Source organism: Paenibacillus mucilaginosus 3016, assembly GCF_000250655.1.
Taxonomy (GTDB): domain Bacteria; phylum Bacillota; class Bacilli; order Paenibacillales; family NBRC-103111; genus Paenibacillus_G; species Paenibacillus_G mucilaginosus.
The window spans coordinates 4,908,170-4,927,759 of record NC_016935.1; the positions used below are offsets into that span (position 1 = coordinate 4,908,170).

11 protein-coding genes and 1 pseudogene are annotated in these 19,590 nt (G+C 60.6%); all 12 read right to left on the minus strand.

What is annotated here, in order from left to right; all coding sequences use genetic code 11:
* Positions 1 to 554: 554 nt before the first annotated feature.
* A pseudogene (locus tag PM3016_RS41455) lies at positions 555 to 1,714 on the minus strand (IS3 family transposase).
* 701 nt (positions 1,715 to 2,415) lie between these two features.
* A complete protein-coding gene (locus tag PM3016_RS20440) occupies positions 2,416 to 4,776 on the minus strand; it encodes a glycoside hydrolase family 95 protein (RefSeq protein WP_013918420.1) in 2,361 nt (786 codons plus the stop codon).
* Positions 4,748 to 6,247: a DUF5060 domain-containing protein gene (locus PM3016_RS20445; RefSeq protein WP_014370763.1), complete on the minus strand. Its 1,500-nt coding sequence runs from the start codon at positions 6,245 to 6,247 to the stop codon at positions 4,748 to 4,750. Before PM3016_RS20445 ends, PM3016_RS20440 begins: the two co-directional genes overlap by 29 nt.
* A complete protein-coding gene (locus tag PM3016_RS20450) occupies positions 6,244 to 7,746 on the minus strand; it encodes a DUF5060 domain-containing protein (protein ID WP_051045037.1) in 1,503 nt (500 codons plus the stop codon). The genes PM3016_RS20445 and PM3016_RS20450 overlap by 4 nt, the downstream gene beginning before the upstream one ends.
* On the minus strand, positions 7,746 to 8,645 hold the full coding sequence (locus tag PM3016_RS20455; protein ID WP_013918423.1) for a carbohydrate ABC transporter permease: 900 nt from the start codon (positions 8,643 to 8,645) through the stop codon (positions 7,746 to 7,748). The genes PM3016_RS20450 and PM3016_RS20455 overlap by 1 nt, the downstream gene beginning before the upstream one ends.
* Position 8,646: 1 nt before the next feature.
* The gene (locus PM3016_RS20460) at positions 8,647 to 9,621 is read right to left on the minus strand and encodes a carbohydrate ABC transporter permease (RefSeq protein ID WP_013918424.1); all 975 of its coding nucleotides are present in this window, start codon (positions 9,619 to 9,621) and stop codon (positions 8,647 to 8,649) included.
* Positions 9,608 to 12,634 carry an extracellular solute-binding protein gene (locus PM3016_RS20465; protein WP_041619190.1) on the minus strand — a complete coding sequence of 1,009 codons (3,027 nt, stop codon included), beginning with the start codon at positions 12,632 to 12,634 and terminating at the stop codon, positions 9,608 to 9,610. The genes PM3016_RS20460 and PM3016_RS20465 overlap by 14 nt, the downstream gene beginning before the upstream one ends.
* Positions 12,627 to 13,748, minus strand: a complete 1,122-nt coding sequence (locus PM3016_RS20470) for an ABC transporter ATP-binding protein (protein WP_014370766.1) — start codon at positions 13,746 to 13,748, stop codon at positions 12,627 to 12,629. Before PM3016_RS20470 ends, PM3016_RS20465 begins: the two co-directional genes overlap by 8 nt.
* Positions 13,749 to 13,867: 119 nt before the next feature.
* Complete coding sequence (locus tag PM3016_RS20475) at positions 13,868 to 14,902, minus strand: dienelactone hydrolase family protein (RefSeq protein WP_014370767.1); 1,035 nt, start codon at positions 14,900 to 14,902, stop codon at positions 13,868 to 13,870.
* A gap of 183 nt (positions 14,903 to 15,085) precedes the next feature.
* Positions 15,086 to 16,003, minus strand: coding sequence for an AraC family transcriptional regulator (locus tag PM3016_RS20480; RefSeq protein ID WP_013918428.1), 918 nt, complete (start codon positions 16,001 to 16,003; stop codon positions 15,086 to 15,088).
* Positions 16,004 to 16,323: 320 nt separating this feature from the next.
* Complete coding sequence (locus PM3016_RS20485; protein WP_013918429.1) at positions 16,324 to 17,388, minus strand: sialidase family protein; 1,065 nt, start codon at positions 17,386 to 17,388, stop codon at positions 16,324 to 16,326.
* Complete coding sequence (locus tag PM3016_RS20490; RefSeq protein WP_238540621.1) at positions 17,375 to 19,579, minus strand: MGH1-like glycoside hydrolase domain-containing protein; 2,205 nt, start codon at positions 19,577 to 19,579, stop codon at positions 17,375 to 17,377. Before PM3016_RS20490 ends, PM3016_RS20485 begins: the two co-directional genes overlap by 14 nt.
* Positions 19,580 to 19,590 lie beyond the last annotated feature (11 nt).

Consider the following 19,590-nt stretch of genomic DNA (forward strand, 5'->3'; position numbering starts at 1 on the left):
TGTAACAAATGGAGCCTGCGTACTGTAGTCCAGAGGAAGATGACAGCGATCGTTGGCCACCATGTTCAGGGAGAAATCGGTCTGGCTGCTGCGAGTCGGATAGGTTTGAGGTTTGCAGCAACCCTATAGGGAATCCAGTCATGAGTCCTCATTCGTGCCCATCTCTGAACTATGTTCGCATGGGATCACCGAATGAATATCCCTAAGGCATTAGCTTCCAAACGAACAAGCATCCCGTCGTGGCAGCATCGAAAAAGGGTTATGCCCTCCCCTTAAGAGACAGCCAGCAGCTCACCCATGCATACGAGGCATGTTAAAGAGGGCCCCCTTCCGGCGGCCCTCAAGCTGATTTTAAACATCATGGTGAGGCAGACAGCAGTAAGTTCCTGGTGCAGCAAAGAATAAAGGAACTCAGATGCGCTATGCTCTGAAACCGACGATGCTTTTTAAAAATAGAGGAACTCAGGTTCGCTAATTCGATGTACGATACCTCTTTTGGCGGCAGTTGTACTTCTGTCAATAAAGTAGACACAAATTAAAGGAACCCTTTAAGGCTAAGCTGTTCTTTTTTCATGGTACATCTGTTCAAAGCGATGAGGCGTTTTATAACCCAAAGTGGAGTGACGCCGTGTTCGGTTATAGTAAAACTCGATGTAATTATAGAGTTCATCGGTAGCTTGTTTGCGAGTTTTAAACTTGGTCTGGTACACAAGCTCTTTTTTCAATGTACTGTGGAACGACTCAATACACGCATTATCATAGCAGTTACCTTTTCGACTCATGCTGCCCGTCATGAAGTAGCCTGCCAGCCGTTCTTGGTAATCACTGCTTGCATACTGAGATCAGCGGTCGGAGTGGTGGATCAAGCCAGGGGCCGGCTTCTGACGCCTGTAAGCAAGCTCCAGGGCATCGATCACCAGCTCCCTAGTCATCCGTGCACCTGTAGCCCAGCCTACGATTTTACGTGAAAATAAGTCCATCACACTGGCTAGATATAACCAGCCTTCGCCAGTGGCGACATAAGTAATATCTGTTACCCAGACCTTGTTTGGCGCATCGACTTTAAACTGCCGATTTAGGATATTGTCATGAACAGGCATGTTGTGTTTGGAATTGGTCGTTGCTTTGTATTTTCCAACCGTAATTGACTTAAGACCCATCTCTTTCATTAGGCGGCTGACCGTTTTTGAGGAGACAGTACAACCGTCATCCTCTCGCAGAATTGCAGTAATTACGGGGCTGCCCGGGCGTTTCTTCAAACGGAAAAAGTGATGCCGGATACGGTTTTTCAGCCACTTCCGGTGCTTTTCCCGTTTACTAGGCTTGTGTTTTACCCACTTGTAATAACCGCTTCTGGATACTTGTAACACGGAGCACATCTTCTCGACACGGTACTGGAAGCGGTGTTTATGAATAAACGAAAAAATCAGTGCCGGTCTTTCGTGAAGAAGTGCATCGCCTTTTTTAAGATTTCATTCTCCTCTTGTAGTTCGCGGTTTTGCTGCTCCAATTTCCGTAGTCGTTCGTAATCCACAAAGACTTGCGATTGTTCCGCAGTCGCACTTTTGCCATACTGCTTGATCCAGCGGCTCAAGGTACTCTTCGGAATCCCGAGCTCCCGGGCGATCTCTATCGGCTTCTTCCCCTCCTTCTCCATGTGTTCCACCGTTTTTTTCTTAAACTCACTGCCGTAACTCTCCCGCTGCTGACTCATGGCACACCTCGACCTTTGTTGGTTTGTCTTTATTATAAAGGTCGTTCCTTAAGCTGTGTCCACCGTTTAGTCTACATACAAGTAAACAACAATAAGACATCTGAGTTCCGCTATACGTTGGGAAATAGCGGGAAATACTCGAATAAGGCATCTGAGTTCCTTTATTTTTATTTTTGCTTTGCCTCTGCTTCTAATCCGACCCTGCAATCTACTGCGAGGCAGGTTCGGCGGGCGGCTCCGGCCCGAGCCCATACCCAACCCCGACATGGCCGGCGAAGGGGTGGAGTTCGAGCGCTTATATCAATTGCCGCACCCGCTGCCAGTACCCTCATCCCATCTCTCCTCTGTTGTGCCGCGAGCTTCTTATGCCTGCTTCCCAGCCTTGAGCCGTGCGAACATACACAGCCGAGCAGCGCGAAAGGACCGCCTCCCGGTGGCCCTCTCCTCGTTCACCCGCCTCTACCCCGCCCCTGCAATCTGCAGAGGGCAGACACGTCGAGAGGCTCCGGCCGAGCACGTACGTGCTCCCCGCTCGGACGATGTAGCGGCTAAGCCCGCTTCATCCGTCATGCATACAGCGGTTCCGTCCGCCCCTACCCGCGTACGCGTATGCCTATCTCCCAGCTTCGAACCATGCGAACAACTTAGCAAGCAGCGCGAAAGGACCGCCTCACGACGGCCCTCTCTACTTGCCTATGCTTTTACACCGACCCGGCAATCTGCTGCGGCGCGGGCTCGGCCATCGGCTCCGGCGCGAGCACGTACGTGCCCCCGGCGCGGACCGCGAAGCGGGTGAGCCCGCTTTCGTCCGTCGTGCCTACGGCGCCTCCGTCCGCCTCCACCCGCAGGGGAGACAGCGGCTGCCGGCAGGCGATCCGGCATTCGCCGTCCCGGCCCGCCCGGATCACGCAGCGGACCAGCGCACCGTCCGCCCACTCCAGATCCACTTCGAAGCCGCCCCGCGCACGCAGGCCGGAGACACGTCCGCTGCGCCATACCGGCGGGAGTGCCGGCAACAGCGCGATCTCGCCGCGGTGCGACTGCAGCAGCATCTCGGCTATGCCCGCCGTACCGCCGAAGTTGCCGTCGATCTGGAACGGCGGGTGGTTGTCGAACAGGTTCGGCAGCGTCGACTGCGACAGCAGCGCGCGCAGGTGGGCGTAGGCGTTCACACCGTCCTCCAGCCGCGCATAGAAGTTGAGAATCCAGGCACGGCTCCATCCCGTGTGGCCGCCTCCGTTCTCAAGCCGGCGATCCAGCGTAACCCGAGCCGCCTGCGCCCACTCCGGCGTATGGCGCACGTGGATGATCTCGCCCGGATGCAGCGCGAACAGGTGCGAGATGTGCCGGTGGCCCGGATGCACCTCGTCCCAGTCGCCCGTCCACTCCTGCAGCTGGCCGTGCCTGCCGATCTGCGGCGGAGGCAGCCGGCGCAGCACCTCTTCCCACTTCTCGCGCAGGAGGTCGTCGGTGCGCAGGATCTCCGCAGCGTCCGTGCAGGCGCTCAGCAGCGAGTACACAATCTGGATGTCCATGGACGGACCGATGGTCAGCGTACCCACGCTGCCGTCCGGCATGATGAATTTGTTCTCGGGCGAGGTGGAAGGTCCCGTAACCAGTCGTCCTTCCTTGTCCTCGAACAAGTAATCGAGGAAGAACTCCGCCGCTTCCTTCATCACCGGATAGGCCCTCTCCCGGAGGAACGTCTCCTCGAGGCCGTAGCGGTAATGCTCCCACAGGTGAAGCGAGAGCCAGGCGGCCCCCATCGGCCAGATCGAGCCCGGCATATAGTTGCCCTCGACCTGGGTGGAGCCCCACATATCGGTGTTATGATGGGCAACGAAGCCCCGGCAGCCGTACAGCTGCTCCGCGGTCTTGCGGCCGTTCGGCCGCATCCGGTCGATAAGATCGAACAGCGGCTCGTGGCACTCCGGGAGGTTGCAGCTCTCGGCCGGCCAATAGTTCATCTCGGTATTGATGTTGATCGTATACTTCGATTCCCAAGGAGGGGTGAAGCTCTCATTCCAGATGCCCTGCAGGTTCGCGGGATTTGAACCCGGGCGCGAGCTAGCCATCATGAGATAGCGTCCGTACTGAAAATACAGCCGGAACAGTCCCGGATCTTCCCCGCCCTCCCGGAAGCGCTGAAGGCGCGCATCGGTCGGCAGCGTCGACGGGTCCGGACCGGAGACCGGCTCCGGGTCCAGTTCCAGGTTCACCCGGCGGTAAAGGCTCCGGTGATCGGCGACATGGTCGCGTCTGACCGCCTCATAGCCCTTGCGCTCCGCCTGCTCGAGCTGGCGAACACACTCGGCCAGCGGATCGTCCGAGCGGAACGTCGTGCCGCCCGCGATGTAGATCGTCACGGCATTCGCGTCCCGGACGGCCAGGAAATCGCCGAAGGCATTGACCCAGCCGCCTTCGGGCACCGCTTTCACGGCCATGCAGTAGGTCACGCCGTTCTTGCCGTTCTCCCCGCACATGGCGATGGTATCGTGCGCGAGCTGCTGCGTGCCCTCGTCGAACGGCCTGCGGCTGACGTTCATCCGCAGATTAAGCTTGGCATCCGGCCCGCAGGTAATACGGACGGCGAGCACCCCGTCCACCGCGCTGGAGAATACTTCCCGCACGTGCGGCACCTCGTTGAGGCAGTAGCTCACATGGGCGATGCCTTCCTCGATGTCGAGGTCGCGGTAGTAGTTCGAGATCATTTTCTTCTCGCCGTCATGATAAATATGAAGGTCGCCGAGCGGCTGGTACGGCCGCATCGATTTGGGGATCGACATGAGTCCCATCTGCGCCGCTTCTTCCGCTTCGAGCTGCTTGCCCTTCAGCAGCAGACGCCGCACCTCGGGCAGATACTTCCGTCCATCGGGATTGTCCCCGTTCAGCGGGCCGCCGTACCAGACGGAATCCTCGTTGATCTGCAGCCGTTCCTGGTTGACCTTGCCGAATACCATGGCGCCGAGCCGCCCGTTGCCGACCGGCAGGGCATCGGTCCAGGCGCGGGCCGGCTTCTCGTACCAAAGCTTGTCATGCTTGGATGCTCTCCGTTGTTCCATCTCTTTCCTCCTCCGCCGGTCCGCTCAGGGCTCCGGGTAATCTGCGAATGCGCAGGGCCAAGTTTTCTTTCACCGGCAGGTCGATCCGAAACCGCCCCTCATACTCGCCGGGAAGCGGTTCGACCGTCATCTGCCAGGTATCGATCAGGTCCACGGTGTAGCGGCCTTCCGGCAGCTCGAAGCCCCGGAAGGCGAAGCGGTGGGGGCCGAAGTACTGCAGGTAGCATTCGCCTCGGACCTCCAGTGTGGCCGCATCATAGCGGTCGCTGTTGTAGCGCATCCCGTCCGGCAGCTCCTCCAGCATCCTCCGAAGGAAGGCGGCGCGGGCAGCACTCTTCCCTTGGGGCTTCCCGCCATGCGTGCGCCAGATCCGCCCCCCGTCCGCTTCCTCATACGCCTCCCCGCAGCTCACAAAGCCTCCGCGGGCCGCCCCTTCCCAGAGGCGGGATACCATTTCTTCCGGAGTCAGGCTGGCCTCCGGGCGGTCCAGGTTCCCCTCGCTTCCGGCACTGTCGATGAGTACCGGTTTGCCGTAAGCCCGGGTATAGTCTGAAGCCGCTTTGACATCCGGAGTATCCAGGCTGATGTGCGTCGCCCAAGGCGAGCCGAAATCCGAGGCCCCCGGCCGGCTGCGGACCGAACGCAGGTGCCCGCCGCAGTCCAGCTCCGCGATCAGGCGGAGCAGCCGGTTCCAGTCTCCCGGCGTCCGGCCGGCGAAGCCCTCGGGCTCCTCCACTGCCGACCACCAGACTCCGGCGCAGGCACCGAAACGCGCGATACAGTGCCTCACGTAGCGCTCCTCGTCCTTCGTGCTCATGTCCTCGGCTCCCAGGGCTCCCGGGTGCAGCAGCACCAGCTCCGCCTCGATGCCGCAAGCCGTCAGCTCGTTGATCCGCTCTTCGAGCATCCGGAAGTACTCCGGCTGCAGGAGGCGGACGTCCAACCGTCCATCCGGGTGCCGGCCGAACGGCTCCGGCACCCCCTCCGGCTGCTCCCCAAGCAGCTCTCCGGACAGCGGAAGGACGCTCATCTGCACCTTATTGAACCCCGAGGCCCGAAGCGCCTCCAGCGTCGCTGCCCGCCGCTCCCCGTCCTGCAGATGCCACTGGCTGCAGACGGTACCGACAGGAATAAAGCGGGTTCCGTCCGCATAAGCGAAATGGGCTTCGCCCCGCGTTCTTACGGGCCCCCGGTTCTCTCCAGACGGACCGGCACAGACGAACTGTCCTGTCAGGCCGTCAAGCTCGGGAGCACTGCTCTGCGTCCGGTACGTCCATGTCCCTTCTTCCTGCGGCATGAACCGGATCCGGTAGGTTCCGTCTCCGTCGTAGAAGCCTACCGCTTCCCCATACCGGCTGCCGCTGGTGAAGCCGGCCGACAGACACACTTCCTCGCAGGGATTCCCCTCCGAAGGGCCACGAAGCTTCAGCTCGAACAGCCCCCAGCGTTCCACCTTCGACTGAACGTTCACCCGCGTTCCCCTCCTTCCGTTGATCCCGCGCCCGCCGGACGGGCGCGCAGCGCCATCTGAGGCCGGCCGGGCAGCCCGATCCGGCACCGCCCGCGGAACAACCCTTCGAGCGGCAGAATGGTCATCTCCCAGGTGTCGATCAGCTCAACCTGATAATCCCCCTCCGCCGGAAGCTCCAGCCAGTGACTGCCCGGCTGGCGCCGTCCGAAGTACACCAGGCGCCAGCTTCCTTCGCCCGGCGACTCGATCCACTCCGGCGGGGCCTCCTCCAGGATGCGCCGCAAGAAGGCGATCCTCGCCGTGCTTTCCCCGTACAGACGGCCGCCCGTCGAGATCCACGCCCGGGTCTCCCGGTCGATGAACGACTCCCCGTGTCCGACGAAGCCGCCCCGGCTCGCTCCTTCCCAGAACCGGTGCACGAGCTCCCGGCCCGAGATATTCCCCCAGCGCCGCGAGCTGTTGCCCTCGTAAGAGATCTCGTCGATGACGATCGGCTTGGCCGCCGTCAGCCGCCACTGGCTCGTAAGCTCCGCGTCCCAGTGCTGGATGCTCTGGTGCGTGATCCAGGGCTTCGTGAAGTCGTAGAGGTTCGACGATTTGTACATTTTCGTCCCGTTGTGAATCGAGCGCAGATGCTGGTAAGGGTCAAACCGCTGGGTCAGCTGCAGCAGCCGGTCCCAGTCCGCCACCGTCTTGAATTTGTTGAAGTCGAACTCGTTGCACAGCGACCACCACACATGGCGGTAGGAGCCGAGCCTTGCGATGCAGTACCGCAGGTACATTTCGTCCTGCTGCGCCTCCATGTTGTCGACACCCCACCACCCTTTGTCATACGGATGGAAGAGCACGAGGTCCGCCTCAATCCCCAGCTTCAGCAGGTCCTCCAGCCGGTGCTCGAGATGCCGGAAAAATGCAGGATTGTACCGCGTCCGGTCGAGGTCCTCCGGGGAGGAGCCGGCAAAGACCGTCTGCAGCGGAGGCGGCATATCCCGGGTCGGCAGCAGGCACATTCTCACTTTATTGAAGGGTGAATCAGCGAGCGACTGCAGGGTCAGCTCCTCTTGCGCCGTATTCCCCCCGTGCGTCCAGTGATAACAGGTGGTGCCGAACGGCATATACGGCGTTCCATCCTCATAAGCGAAGCCGTACCGGCCCTTCACCCGGACCGGGCCATGGTTGTCTTCGCCCGCCTCCGTGCAGGTGAACTCGCCCGTATGACCGTCAAGCTCCGGAGAGCTGCTTCGCGTCACATACCGCCAGACACCCGGCCGGTCCGGCATGAAGCGGACCCGGTAGACCCCGTCTCCGTCATAGAAGCCTTCGGCTTCCATCGTCAGATTCCGGTACTGGAACCGGGCCGACAAACGAACGTCCTGGAACGGATTGCCTTCCTGCGGGCCCTCCAGAACCAGCTCGAACCGGCCCCACTGCTCTACCGTCTCCCGGCTGTCAGCCACAGCGGTCCCTACTCTGTTCACGCCGATCGTTCTCCTCTCCATCATTTGATCCCCGAATGCGCCATGGTGGCGATCACCTTGCTCTGAAAGGCAAGGAAGATAATGAGGTTGGGCAGGAACAGCAGCAGCGTCGCTGCAGCCAGCGCGCCCTGCCGGGCCACGCTGTTAGCCATGCCGCTCGTCAGCGTTTCGACGTAGAAGGGGAAGGTCCGCATCTCTTCATCCTGCATGTAGGAGATCGACGTCTCCGTATTCTGCCATGCGCTCTGGAAGGCGATAATGCCGATCGTGGCGATCGCCGGCAGCACGACCGGAATAATGATGCGCACGAAAAGGGTCCACTCCTTCGCCCCGTCCATCTTCGCGGAATCGAGCAGCTCGCCGGGCACCTGATCGATGAACTGCTTCATCAGGAATACCCCCGTGGGAACGGCCACCAGCGGCAGCACATGCCCCCAATACGTATTGAAAATGCCGAGCTGGCTCACCACCAGATACTTCGGAATGGCCACGGTCTCGGGGACAAAGACCAGGGTCAGCAAAATGGTCCCGAAGACCACCTTATGTCCCGGAAACTGGTGCTTGGAGATCGCGTAGGCGCACATCGCGCTGAACAGCGTAATGAGCGTGACGGACAGCCCGGTTACGACGAAGCTGTTGAACATATACCGGGTCACCGGCACGGCCGTCGTCTTCGTCGAAGCCAGAAGCTCGATGAAGCTCTGGATCGAGGGATCTCGGACGAGAATGTTCGGCGGGTACACGAACAGCTCCTGGTAGGGCTTGAACGCGTGGTTGAAAATGTACACGATCGGCAGCATCATGAAGATGCTGATGAGCACGAGCAGCACGAAGGCCACCCGCTCGGTCGGACTCCAGCGCCCGAGCTTCGAACGCCTCCGCCAGGGCACCCATCCGCTCAGTTTGGCCGCGAGATTCATGTTATTCGTCCTCCTTCGTACCGAAGAGCTTCCAGCACAGCTTCTGCGCCAGGTAGACGATCGTCAGCAGGCACACCGTCAGCGCCGTGGCATAGCCGAGCTCGAAGCGGGTGAATGCATAATCGTCGGTATGTGTGGTGATCATGTGCGCCGCATATTCAGGCGTCGGATTCATGCCGGAGAGCACTGTACCGATCTCGCTGATCTGGACCGCACCCACGACCGCCATGACCGCCCCGAACAGCATCTGCGGCTTCGTCGCCGGGATCGTAATGTACCAGATCTCCTCCAGCCGGCTGCGGATGCCGTCCAGCTTGCCGGCCTCATACATCTCCGGATTGACGTTCAGCAGGCCGGCCAGCATGCCGAGGAAGCCGATGCCCATGCTTTTCCATAAGGTAACCACGACCATGGACGTCATGAGATGATCTTTACTCGTGACCCACGGTACGGGCTCGCTGATGAGATTCAGGTTCAGCAGAAAATGGTTCAGATACCCGATCCGGTCGCTGGAGAACAGCGGCGTCCAGATGATGCTCATCGCCACAAGGCTCGCCAGCGACGGCGTATACATCGCCAGCGTGAACCACTTGCGGAAGACGGCGGGCAGAATCGAGATCAGCCAGGCGAGCAGGAACGCGCACACATAGCCGCCCGGACCGACGATGAGCGCAAAGGTCAGGGTATTCGGCAGCGCATGCTTCATCAGGATGAGATCCTGCGTCAGCATGTAGCGGAAGTTATCCCAGCCGACGAAGCGCGGAGGCTCGATCGAATTGTAGTGGGTGAAGCTCAGCACTACGGCGGCAATGACCGGCAGCAGAATAAACAAGATAAAGCAGATCATGAACGGGGCGATGAACAAATAGGATACGCGGTACGACCAGAGGGTCTTAAGCAGCTCCGCCAGCCTGCCTTTGCGCCGCTGCCCCAGGCTGATGCCAGGCGCCTGCACGATCATCTCACTTTTGGACATACGGCTCCACTCCTTCCCAAGGCTTCGTAATGGACGGCAGATTCATTCGGCGGATCACGGTTCCATCCGGGCTGATGAAGCCGAACTCCTGGACCTTCCGCCGGATTTCGCGGTCCACTTCCTTCACGGCCGTCTCGAGCGAAGTCCGGTAGTTCATGCCTCCGATGACGGTCCGTGTCCAAGCGTTGCGCAGCTCCCGCTCCATGAAGTAGCTGCCGGGTACGTTCGGGATCTCGCGGAACCACTTCCACTGCTCCATGATCGCCGTCAGATCGTCATCTCGCCACGGCAGCTTCGTGAACGCTTCGATATTCGACGTGTTCCACCGGAAGGTGACGCCGTTGAGCGTCTCGAGATCCGTGCCGAACCGCTCCTGCACGGCGGCGGAGGTCCACCACTTGATGAATTCCCAGCCTTCGGCCGGCCGTTTTGCATTCTTCATGATGACCGAAGACTGCATACTGCCTCCGAGCCAGCGGGCCACCTGCCCGTCAGCCTGCCGGACGCCCGGTACGGGAGCGAGCCCCCACAGTCCGTTCAGCTCCGGAGCGGCTACCGTCAGCTGGATATACGTATTGATGTCCGCAATGCCGATCGGGTACGAACCTTCGCGGAAATGCATGTAGAAGCTGTCCATCCGCTGGTCCACGGCATACTTGTTCTGCAGGTCGGTCCACATTTTGAACGCTTCGTAGCTCTTGTCCGAGCCGAGCCCGGTCTTCGTGCCATCCGGCGTATAATACTCGGCGCCGTGCATCTGCATGAACGCATTGTGCTCCACCGGTGTAAAATTCATCCCGTTCTGCTGCAGCACCGGCAGGATGCGGTACAGCTCCTCCCAGGTATCCGGCACCTTCAGGCCGAGCCGGTCGAGAATATCTTTGCGGTAGTACATCATCTGGAACGACTGGGTCTCGGGCACGCCGTAATAGCCCCCGTCATAGTAGAACGGAGTCCAGGAGCCGGGTGCGAACCGCCCGAAGAAATTCTCGAAGTCCGGGAACTGCTTCAGGTTATAGATGCCGCCCCGGATCGCGTAGTCGAACGGAATGTCCTGAGGCATGCCGAGAGCGACGTCAGGCGCTATGCCCGCTGCGTTCATGAGCACGAGCTGCTTCTCGTCCTTGAGCAGATTGACCTTGACCTTGATGCCGGTCTGCGGCGTGAACTGCTCATCCACCAGACCCTGAAGCAGGTTCACGTAATCCCGTCCGCGGAACATCCAGACGTCGAGCGCCTCTTCATTGTCTTCACTCCACTTGCCCTTGGCTTTGAATGAGTCGAAGAAGTTGGCCACCCCGCCCCAGAACTTCTCTCCGGCCGACGCTTCCATCTTCGGAAGCGGCTGCCCGGCGGGGACTACGAACAGGCGGTCAAGCTGCAGCGGCTGGGAGCCCAGCGCCTCGATCTGATCGGCGACCTTGCCCTGGATCTCGACGAGGCGGCCCGGATCATAAGGGATCTCGTCCGCATCCGCGAGCATGGCGTCGATATCTTTGCGCGCGGTAACCAGCCCCTGCGAGACGGAGTCCGGCCGGCCGTTGAGCTCGGTCAGCTTCTCCCGAATCGCGTCGATCCGGTCCCCGGTAGCCTGCAGTCCTTCGACGAAGCCCGGTAGATCGCGCTCCATGTCCCAGGTCCGGTTCTTGTCGTCCACGCCCCCGGTCAGCGCCGATACGTCTGCGAAGAGCTTACGGAGCTCTACGATCACTTCTTCCAGCTCGACAGCGAGCGGCTTCAGCGGAGCATACGTGACCCGCATGGAGATCGTGTTGGTTCCCTTCTCGAGATAAAACTCATACGGCCGGTTCTCCTCGTCCGCGAGCGTCAGCCCGCGCCAGCCGGACGCATACAGGAAGCGGTACGCCTTCAGCTCGGAGAACGGCACCTTCCCGTTGACGAGCACTGTGCGGAACGAGGAGCGGTTCGATACGAAGCCCTGCTGGGCCCGCATAGCAATGTGATAATAGCCGGTCTCCGGCGCTTCGAAGCTCCAGGAGATCTCCTGGTTCCCGGCGTTCCACCGTTCCCCGTTGATCGTATTATAGGTGATTCTGCCCTGGACATAAGGGGTATTGGCGATATCATTGTCATAGGCCAGCGACAGGGAGGAATCGCTCTTCCACTGCACCCGCTCGGCCTCAATGGTCACCGGCTCTGCCGTTACTGCGCCGGCAGCCGGCTGGCTCTGCCTGACCGCTGCATAGGCCTCCGTCTTGGCCGGCGGCTGCAGCAGGATCGACTCGAGGGCCATGGGATCGCTTCCGTTCAGCCGGATCTTATGCCGCCCCTCCGGAAGGTACCACTGCAGGGCGTCCGCATAAGCGCCCGCCTTGTCGCGCAGTTCCCAGGTCTGCCACCCGGAGATGTCCTCGGCCACCGGGCGGATCTCGTCTCCCCGGTCGTCCGTCCGCACCGGAAGCTTATCCTTCCAATGCCGGTAGAGCTCAATCGACTTCGACTCGAGGAACGGATTCTTCCCGTCGACCGTGATATTCAGCGCGATCGGCTTGCGGTTCTTCGAATCGACGAAAGGGTGGTAGGACATCGTGAGGGTATACAGGCCTCCCTGCTCCACGTCCACCTCGTACTCGATCCACTCGCTGCGACCCGCATTCCAGATCAGGACATTGTCTTTGCCCTGGTAAGCGCCCGTCTGCACCTTCGCTCCCTCGGCATGCCCGGCGATCCGGGAGCCGGGGATCCGAATCTGCGCCTTGTGATCGGCGGACGCCCCCTCCTTCTTCCACCGCTCCAGCACTTCCGAATAATACGGATCGCTTCGGCCGGTAAGGCCCGCTCCGCCTTCCGCATCGCCCGCCGCCTGCCCCGAGGTCTGCCCTGCGGTCTGCCCGTCTGCCGGTTTGGCGGCGTTGTCCGCCGCCCCTGCAGGATCAGCCGTGCCGTACAGGACAGGGACAAGCGTGAGGACGACGGCAAGCAGGGCTGCCAGCCGCGTCCGTATTCGACTTAACGCTTTCAACTCCATCCCTCCGCCTTTGCTCTTAATCAAGGATATTCTCTTCGGTCTCCCCATCGAAGAAGATCGCCTTCTGCATATTGGGGATCAGCGTAACCCTCTCGTCATCTGCGAAATCCTGGTCGGACGGGGTGCGGGCCACCAGAAGCTTCGAGGCGCCGATATCGGCATACACGAAGCGGTCGGCCCCCATCAGCTCGCCGAATTTGTGGATACCCGTCATGGTATCCTGCGGCTGCGTATCGTTTTCCTTCGCAGCGACCCCGATATGCTCGCTTCGGATGCCCAGATACACGGTGCGGTTCACTTTCTTTTTCTCCTTGAGCCGCTGCGAGGCTTCGGGAGGGACGCGAAGATAGTACTGCCTCGTATGGAATTCCAGCCCGCCGTCCGGCGCTTCCAGCAGCTTGCCCTCCAGGAAATTGATCGGAGGCGAGCCGATGAAGCCCGCGACGAACATGTTGGCCGGATGGTTGTAGATCCGCTGGGGGGTGTCGACCTGCTGGATCAGGCCGTCCTTCATGACCACAATGCGGTGACCCATCGTCATCGCTTCCACCTGGTCATGCGTTACGTATACCATGGTCACGCCAAGCTGCTTGTGCAGGGTGATGATCTCCGTGCGCATCTGCACCCGGAGCTTCGCATCCAGGTTCGAGAGCGGCTCATCCATCAGGAACACCTCGGGATTGCGTACGATCGCCCGGCCCAGCGCGACACGCTGCCGCTGCCCGCCGGACAGCTGTCTCGGCTTGCGCTCGAGGAACGGTTCGATCTCCAGCGTCCGCGAGGTCCGTTTGACCGACTGCTCAATCTCATGCTTGGGCGTTTTGCGCAGCCGCAGGCCGAAGGCGATGTTCTCGAAGACGCTCATATTCGGATAGAGCGCATAGTTCTGGAACACCATGGCGATATCGCGGTCCTTCGGGGGCAGGTGGTTCACCAGCCGGTCGCCGATGTACAGCTCGCCCGAGGTGATGTCCTCGAGACCCGCGATCATCCGCAGGGTGGTCGATTTGCCGCAGCCGGACGGGCCGACCATGACGAGAAACTCGCCGTCCTTGATTTCCAGGTTAAAATCTCTTACCGCATAGCCCCGTTCCTTGCCGAAGCGCTTTTCAATTTGCTTTAACAGGATTCTTCCCACTTCCGCACCTCCCACAAGCTCTTCTCTACTGACTCTATCTCCAATGTGAACGGTTGCAATCTCCCCGAATGTCCTTCATTATATCGTCTGCCCGTGAGACGATTATAGGCGGTGGTCGCTTACTCTATAGGGGCATTGCGCTTTAGACTTTGCGCCAGCCAGTCGAACGACAGGCGGCCCGATACCTCATGCTTTCCGGGGAAGAGATCGGAGCCGAAGCGCTCCCGGGCCCCTTCTTCCCGGTAGATGGTCTCGAGTACGGATGCAGCCTCCCGGAAGGACGCCGCAGGAAAAAGCCCGTCTCCCTCACCGGACTCCACGAACAGGGACCGCGGGGCGATGAGTCCGATGAGCTCGGGCAGCTCCGCCGCCTTCAGGATGCCGGGCAAATAATTGTCAATACAGTGGGTCCTCTTCCACAAACTTCCTGCAAATGTATTCGTGAAGCCGCACAGCAGGGCCGCCTGCAGGCGTGGATCCAGTGCAGCGGCAAAAGCGGCGACAAGGCCGCCGCCCGAGAAGCCCATGCAGCCGATCCGCTGCGGATCGACGTCCTCCCGCCCGGCGGTATAGTCGAGCGCCCGCATGGCTTCATATACGCGCAGGCCGGCCAGCGTCTGCCCGCACATCAGCAGCCGGGAGGCCAGCGCGAAGCAGGAGCTGGTCGTGTGCGGGTCCTTCGGCAGGTCGGCGGCCAGCCTGCGGTCGCCGAAGCCGACAATCTCGGGGGCGATGACGATGAGCCCCCGCTCTGCCAGCTGCAGGGCTGCGGGACGCCGTCCGTCCGGACGCGCTTCCGCCGGCGTATCATCGGCGCGCAGGCCGACGAGCTCCCGGCTGCCGATGCCATGGCCGTGCCAGGCAATAACGGCCGGTGCCCTGCCCTTCAGCCCTGCCGGCACAAGGACAAAGGCCGGCATCCGCAATCCGGCGTGCGTCGTATAGACGACGCGTTCCAGCCTGCCGGCCTCGAGCTCCCACCGCCCGATGACCTCCGGCTCCAGCGGAGCACCGGCCGCCGGCACAGGTCCCAGCGCCTCGACCAGGGCCGCACGCACACCGCTCCGGCGCTCGTTCCACGGGCGCTGCCTCCCCGCATCCTGTTCACGGGCCGCTTGGTAAGCCTCCTCCAAATAATGATCCGGATTCCACATGGGTCCGCCCTCCTCTTTTTATAGGTATCCCGTCAGCGGACACCGCTCCTGGTACAGAGCACACTATCCGAAAAAAAGATAAGTGCAGCGTTTCATTCCCTTCCTCTTCGGGTAAATAAGGCCAGTGTGAATTATTTTGCCCGGGGAAGTTTCTCTCTCTCTCTCTCTCTTCATTGTTAACGCTTACAAGGATATGGCGTTCTCTTCGATTTCCTGGAAGTTCTGCCGGTACTGCCGCGGGGTGACCCCTGTCTTCTTGCGGAAGAGCGCATGGAAAAATTTCATATCCTGGTAGCCGACCTGGTTCGCGATCTGGTAGATCGGAATATCGGTGGTCTTGAGCAGCTCGCAGCACTTCTGAATCCGCACATTCTGAAGATACTGCGTGAATGAAAAGCCCGTCGATTTTTTGAACAGACGCTGAAAGTGGCTGGCACTGAGGAAGAAGTAATCGGCGACATGCTGAACGGTGATGTTCTGCGTGTAGTTCGATTTGATGAAATGGACGACCTCCTCCAGCATCCGCGACGGAACGGGCTCCGCCTCGCTCTGCTGCTCGAAGCGCTGCAGCATGACCAGCATCTGGACCAGCAGGGCCGTCAGCACGGTCTCAAAGCCGGTGCTGCGCTTCAAGTATTCGCTGTGCATGGAGCCGATGAGTGTCTGGAAGGTGTCATACTTGTCCTGAATGTGCAGCCAGGGCTCGGAGAGTCCTGCCGGATCATAGACGGCATGGTAGGTGCGGGAATGCTCCTGCAGAAGACCCTTCCAGCGGTCCAGCAAACTGCTGCGGAAGATGCAGTTATAGATGACGAGCATCTTGTCCTGAGTTGGTGAGGACGGCCGGAACACATGCGAAGTGCCCAGCGGAATGAGGAACAAGTCCCCCTGCTTCACGGGAAGGACCCGGTCCTCGATGTAGTGGTAGCCGCAGCCTTCACCGACATAGCAAATTTCGATAAAATCGTGGGTGTGCTGGGAGAGCGTAAAGGACTCCAGCTCCCGGTTGACGAAGATCTCCAGATCTTCCTCGAAAAACATGTCTCCGCTTAAATGTCCGATTCTCCCGGTCATGATCATCACCCCAGGTAAAGTTTGCATTTCGACACCCTTCCCGACGATCGGATTCCCAGGCTGTATTCCGGTGGAAATGTTGTACCCCAATATGACATGTAAACGCATACATTACAATCAACGATTCCGGTTTTCGACACGCAAATCATATTGGTTGATTCCCATACCGTTCTTGTGCAGTGAAGAACCTGCGGCACTCGGGCCAACCTTTTCGGCCGCCGGCAAACCGAATGTCCGCTGGCGGCCGAAAAGCCTGTATTTACCCTTGGAATCATGCGAGGTTATCCAGGAGCTATCGGTTAGCATCATTTTTGGCGACTACTGTCGGCATCTTCCCTCGTCTTCTCTCAGTTTTCAACCAACCAATCTTCCGGAACACAAACATATTTGATTCCCTTGCGCAGATAGGAGAAGGCGATATGCAGCCGGCCGTCCCCCGGGGCGATGATGGAAGGATAGGAGTAGCCGACCTCCGACTCCTTATACTCCAGATCCGCCATCTGCACATTGCGGGTAAGAGGCCAGGTACGTCCCTCATCCTCGGAGATGGAGAGCGTAAGGGGGGTGCGCAGCGGCTTCTTCCGGGTCTCCCCCTTCCGCTGCACCCAGCGGAACTGATCGCGCTCCATCGTCGAGTCATTGTAGATGAGCGCGATGCGGCCGTCTGTTAACCTTGCCGCCTGCGTGGAAGAATTGTTATTCGCGAGCGGGCTCTTGACCGGCGGACTCCAAGTGCGTCCGGCATCAACCGATTCGCTCATGTAGATCCGGTCGGCCTGCCGGCTGCGGAACATGGCCAGGAGCGAACCGTCGCTGCGGGGAACGATGTTCATCTGCACGCGGTGGATGCTGCCCGGCACTTCCGTCTCCGTCCAGGTCCGGCCTTGATCGGTGCTGCGGAGCACCACGCTGTAATGGCCGTCCAGCCGGCAGTAATAAGCCGGAAGCACCCAGTCCCCGCTGCCGGTCACTACCGGCGGGTGGCGCAGGAAGATCCCGGGCCGGTCCGTGATGACTTCAGCCGGGCCCCAGGTCAGCCCGCGGTCCTCCGAGAGGCGGGTGACAATGCGCGAAGTCTTCTGGTTGTGGGGTTCGTTCGAGGTATGCAGCAGCCACAGCCGGCCGTCCGGCGCCTGGAAGAGCACCGGGTTCTGCTCGGAGCGTTCGGGGTCCGAGGACAGCTGCTCGGGTGTGGTCCACCGGTCCGAGCCGGCCGGAAGCCTCGAGAGGACGACATTCGTATCCGGGTTGCCCTCTCCGCTGCCCGTGAACCAGGTGCAGAGCAAATCCCCGTTATCCAAAGAGAGCAGATTGGCCGCATGGCTGTCGTTCGGATGCAGCACGGGCAGGAACGCTTCCCGGATCCGCGGATCGGCTTCATGTTGCGTAACAATTCCGTTAAATCGGGTCATATGTGCAGCACTCCCTGCTTGGTATTTGTTCGCCGCTTCCTTCGGTCCCCGGCTCCTGCCGGTTCAGGACTTCCCAGTTCAGCTCCGTCCCCGTCAATCCGGGGGCCTGGAACACGAGCCGGCCATGGGCATAGACCCGGAAGCCTTCTTCGATCTCGGGCGCCCCCGGTGTAAGCGGGGTCTCTGCGGACCGGCGGTAAGTGATCCGCAGCATCGTGCCGGCCGCCTTCACGCGGTCCAGGTCAAACCAGTCCAGCCCGATATCCAGCGGATCGAGCCTGATGCCTTCCCGGCCGACGGACAAGCCGGCGACGTGGGACACCACGAGGTCGATAAAATACGAATGGTTGTATTCCTGTTCATCACTCAGGGCTTCGCCGGTGGCGCTGTTGTAGTGCTCGACGAGCCCCGGACGGTTCAGGTCGCGGTACTGAAAATGCAGGAACGCATATTCACGGAGGTAGTGGCCGAACTCCCCGTCATAGCGGTGGCCTCTTCGCCTGCTCTCCTTCGCCAGTGCATCCAATGTGACCGAATTCGTATACGGCCAGGTCGGACCGTCCCAGACACAGCCGTTGCGCCCCTTGACGAAGTGGCCCATCCAGCCGCCTTCCTTCGCATAAGCCGGGCAGTCGGCCGAGACGGACGGGAACGGGCAGCGCGTGCCGAACTCCTGCTCATTGAACAGATGCTCCATCAAGCCGTCATGGCGTTCATCGATGATCCGGGCCCAGGCGGGATAGAAGCCGACGATATTTTTGACCAGCGCCTTCTCGTCGGTTTCGTGGTGCAGGTCGTAGAAGAACTGCGACTCGCCGTCCCACATTTTGTTCAGCACATCGGCCTTAACCGCCTCCGCCTGCTCCCGGTACCGCTCCGCCTCCGGGTCGCCGAGTTCTTCGCACAACCCCGCAATGCCGAGGAGATTGAGGTAGTGATACACGGTGCGGTCCACCCGCTTCAGCGGCGTATATGTCGCTTTGTCCTTGGGATTCCTCGGGTAGTCGTGAAAATACCAGTAGCTCGGCTGGTATTCCTTGCCCGTACGCGTATGCTTGTATTCGATCATCAGGGCGTCCCGCTCATTGCCGTATACGGTACACCAGGCTTCGGTATTCCGCTTCAGGGCAGGCAGCAGCTCCTCCGCCGCTTTGCGGTCCGGGTGGACCAGGAACAGCTGATACACCGCCCAGCTCCCGAAGTTTGCGAAGGAATGCATCACCGTGTCCACGGTCAGGCAGCTCAGCATGCCGTCCTCTCCCGGAGCCGCCATCATATTGCGGTAAGCGCCGAGCGCATAGTCCGGATCATGGTACCAGCGGGCGTCCATCGTATGCAGGGGAACGGACAGGTTAATCAGCTTGCTGAATTCCCAGCCCCCTTTGCCGAAGGGGGTCTTGCTCTTCTTGTGCGACCGCCCCTCGTAGAACAGCGGGTGGGCCAGGTTGCCGTACTTCGGATCCGCGAGATTGTGGCGCAGCAGGAACCAGCGGTAGCGCCAGGTGCGGTCGAGCAGCTCGTCGCTGCTGGAGAAGCCGGGCGTATGGTCGAACCAGGCTTCGTATTCGTTCTGCTGGGCCGCCAGCACCTCCTCCGCGGTTCTGCCGCTCTCCGCAATGGAGGCGGCGCGTTCGGAGAGAGTCTGGATCTCATCCACCCCTTGGATGCCGAAGGCGGCGGCGATGATCAAGGTCCGCGACTGCCCGGGCGGCACCCGGACCCCGTCCAGCAGCTCCCGGTCGCTGACGGCGATCACTCCGGTAATCGTGAAGCTGAAGTGCTCCATGGAGAACGCCCCGTTCAGCCGGTCCCCCTCCCGCTGCCCGAACGCCTCCCCGTAGGTGTCGAGGCGAAGCACCAGCTCCTCCCCGCTGCGGTTCGTCCATGTCTGGCATGAGACGGCACAGTCGTTCCAGGTGATGAACTTGCGCTCGGAGAAGGCCAGCCGGCTCCCCTCGTACTCCATGCTCAGATGGCTCGGCTGCCAATTCGTCCGGCACGGCTCGAAGGTGACGGCAGGGCTGCACCGTACCGCGAACAGCAGAGGAAGGTTCACCTTGTGGATAAAATCAAAGCGTCCCTCGAAGCCGGGGACCGGATCCAGATAATCCGCCCACAAGCGGGCCCCTGTGGACCCGAGCAGGAGCGCTCCCGGCAGCGTGCGGAGCGATTTCCTGCCGGCCTGGAGCACATCGTCCAATC

Coding starts and splice junctions, on each gene's coding strand:
- PM3016_RS20450 (WP_051045037.1), bottom strand. CDS start 7,746: ATGGAGAGGAGAACGATCGGCGTGAACAGAGTAGGGACCGCTGTGGCT.
- PM3016_RS20440 (WP_013918420.1), bottom strand. CDS start 4,776: ATGGAACAACGGAGAGCATCCAAGCATGACAAGCTTTGGTACGAGAAG.
- PM3016_RS20480 (WP_013918428.1), bottom strand. CDS start 16,003: ATGCAAACTTTACCTGGGGTGATGATCATGACCGGGAGAATCGGACAT.
- PM3016_RS20455 (WP_013918423.1), bottom strand. CDS start 8,645: ATGAATCTCGCGGCCAAACTGAGCGGATGGGTGCCCTGGCGGAGGCGT.
- PM3016_RS20475 (WP_014370767.1), bottom strand. CDS start 14,902: ATGTGGAATCCGGATCATTATTTGGAGGAGGCTTACCAAGCGGCCCGT.
- PM3016_RS20485 (WP_013918429.1), bottom strand. CDS start 17,388: ATGACCCGATTTAACGGAATTGTTACGCAACATGAAGCCGATCCGCGG.
- PM3016_RS20460 (WP_013918424.1), bottom strand. CDS start 9,621: ATGTCCAAAAGTGAGATGATCGTGCAGGCGCCTGGCATCAGCCTGGGG.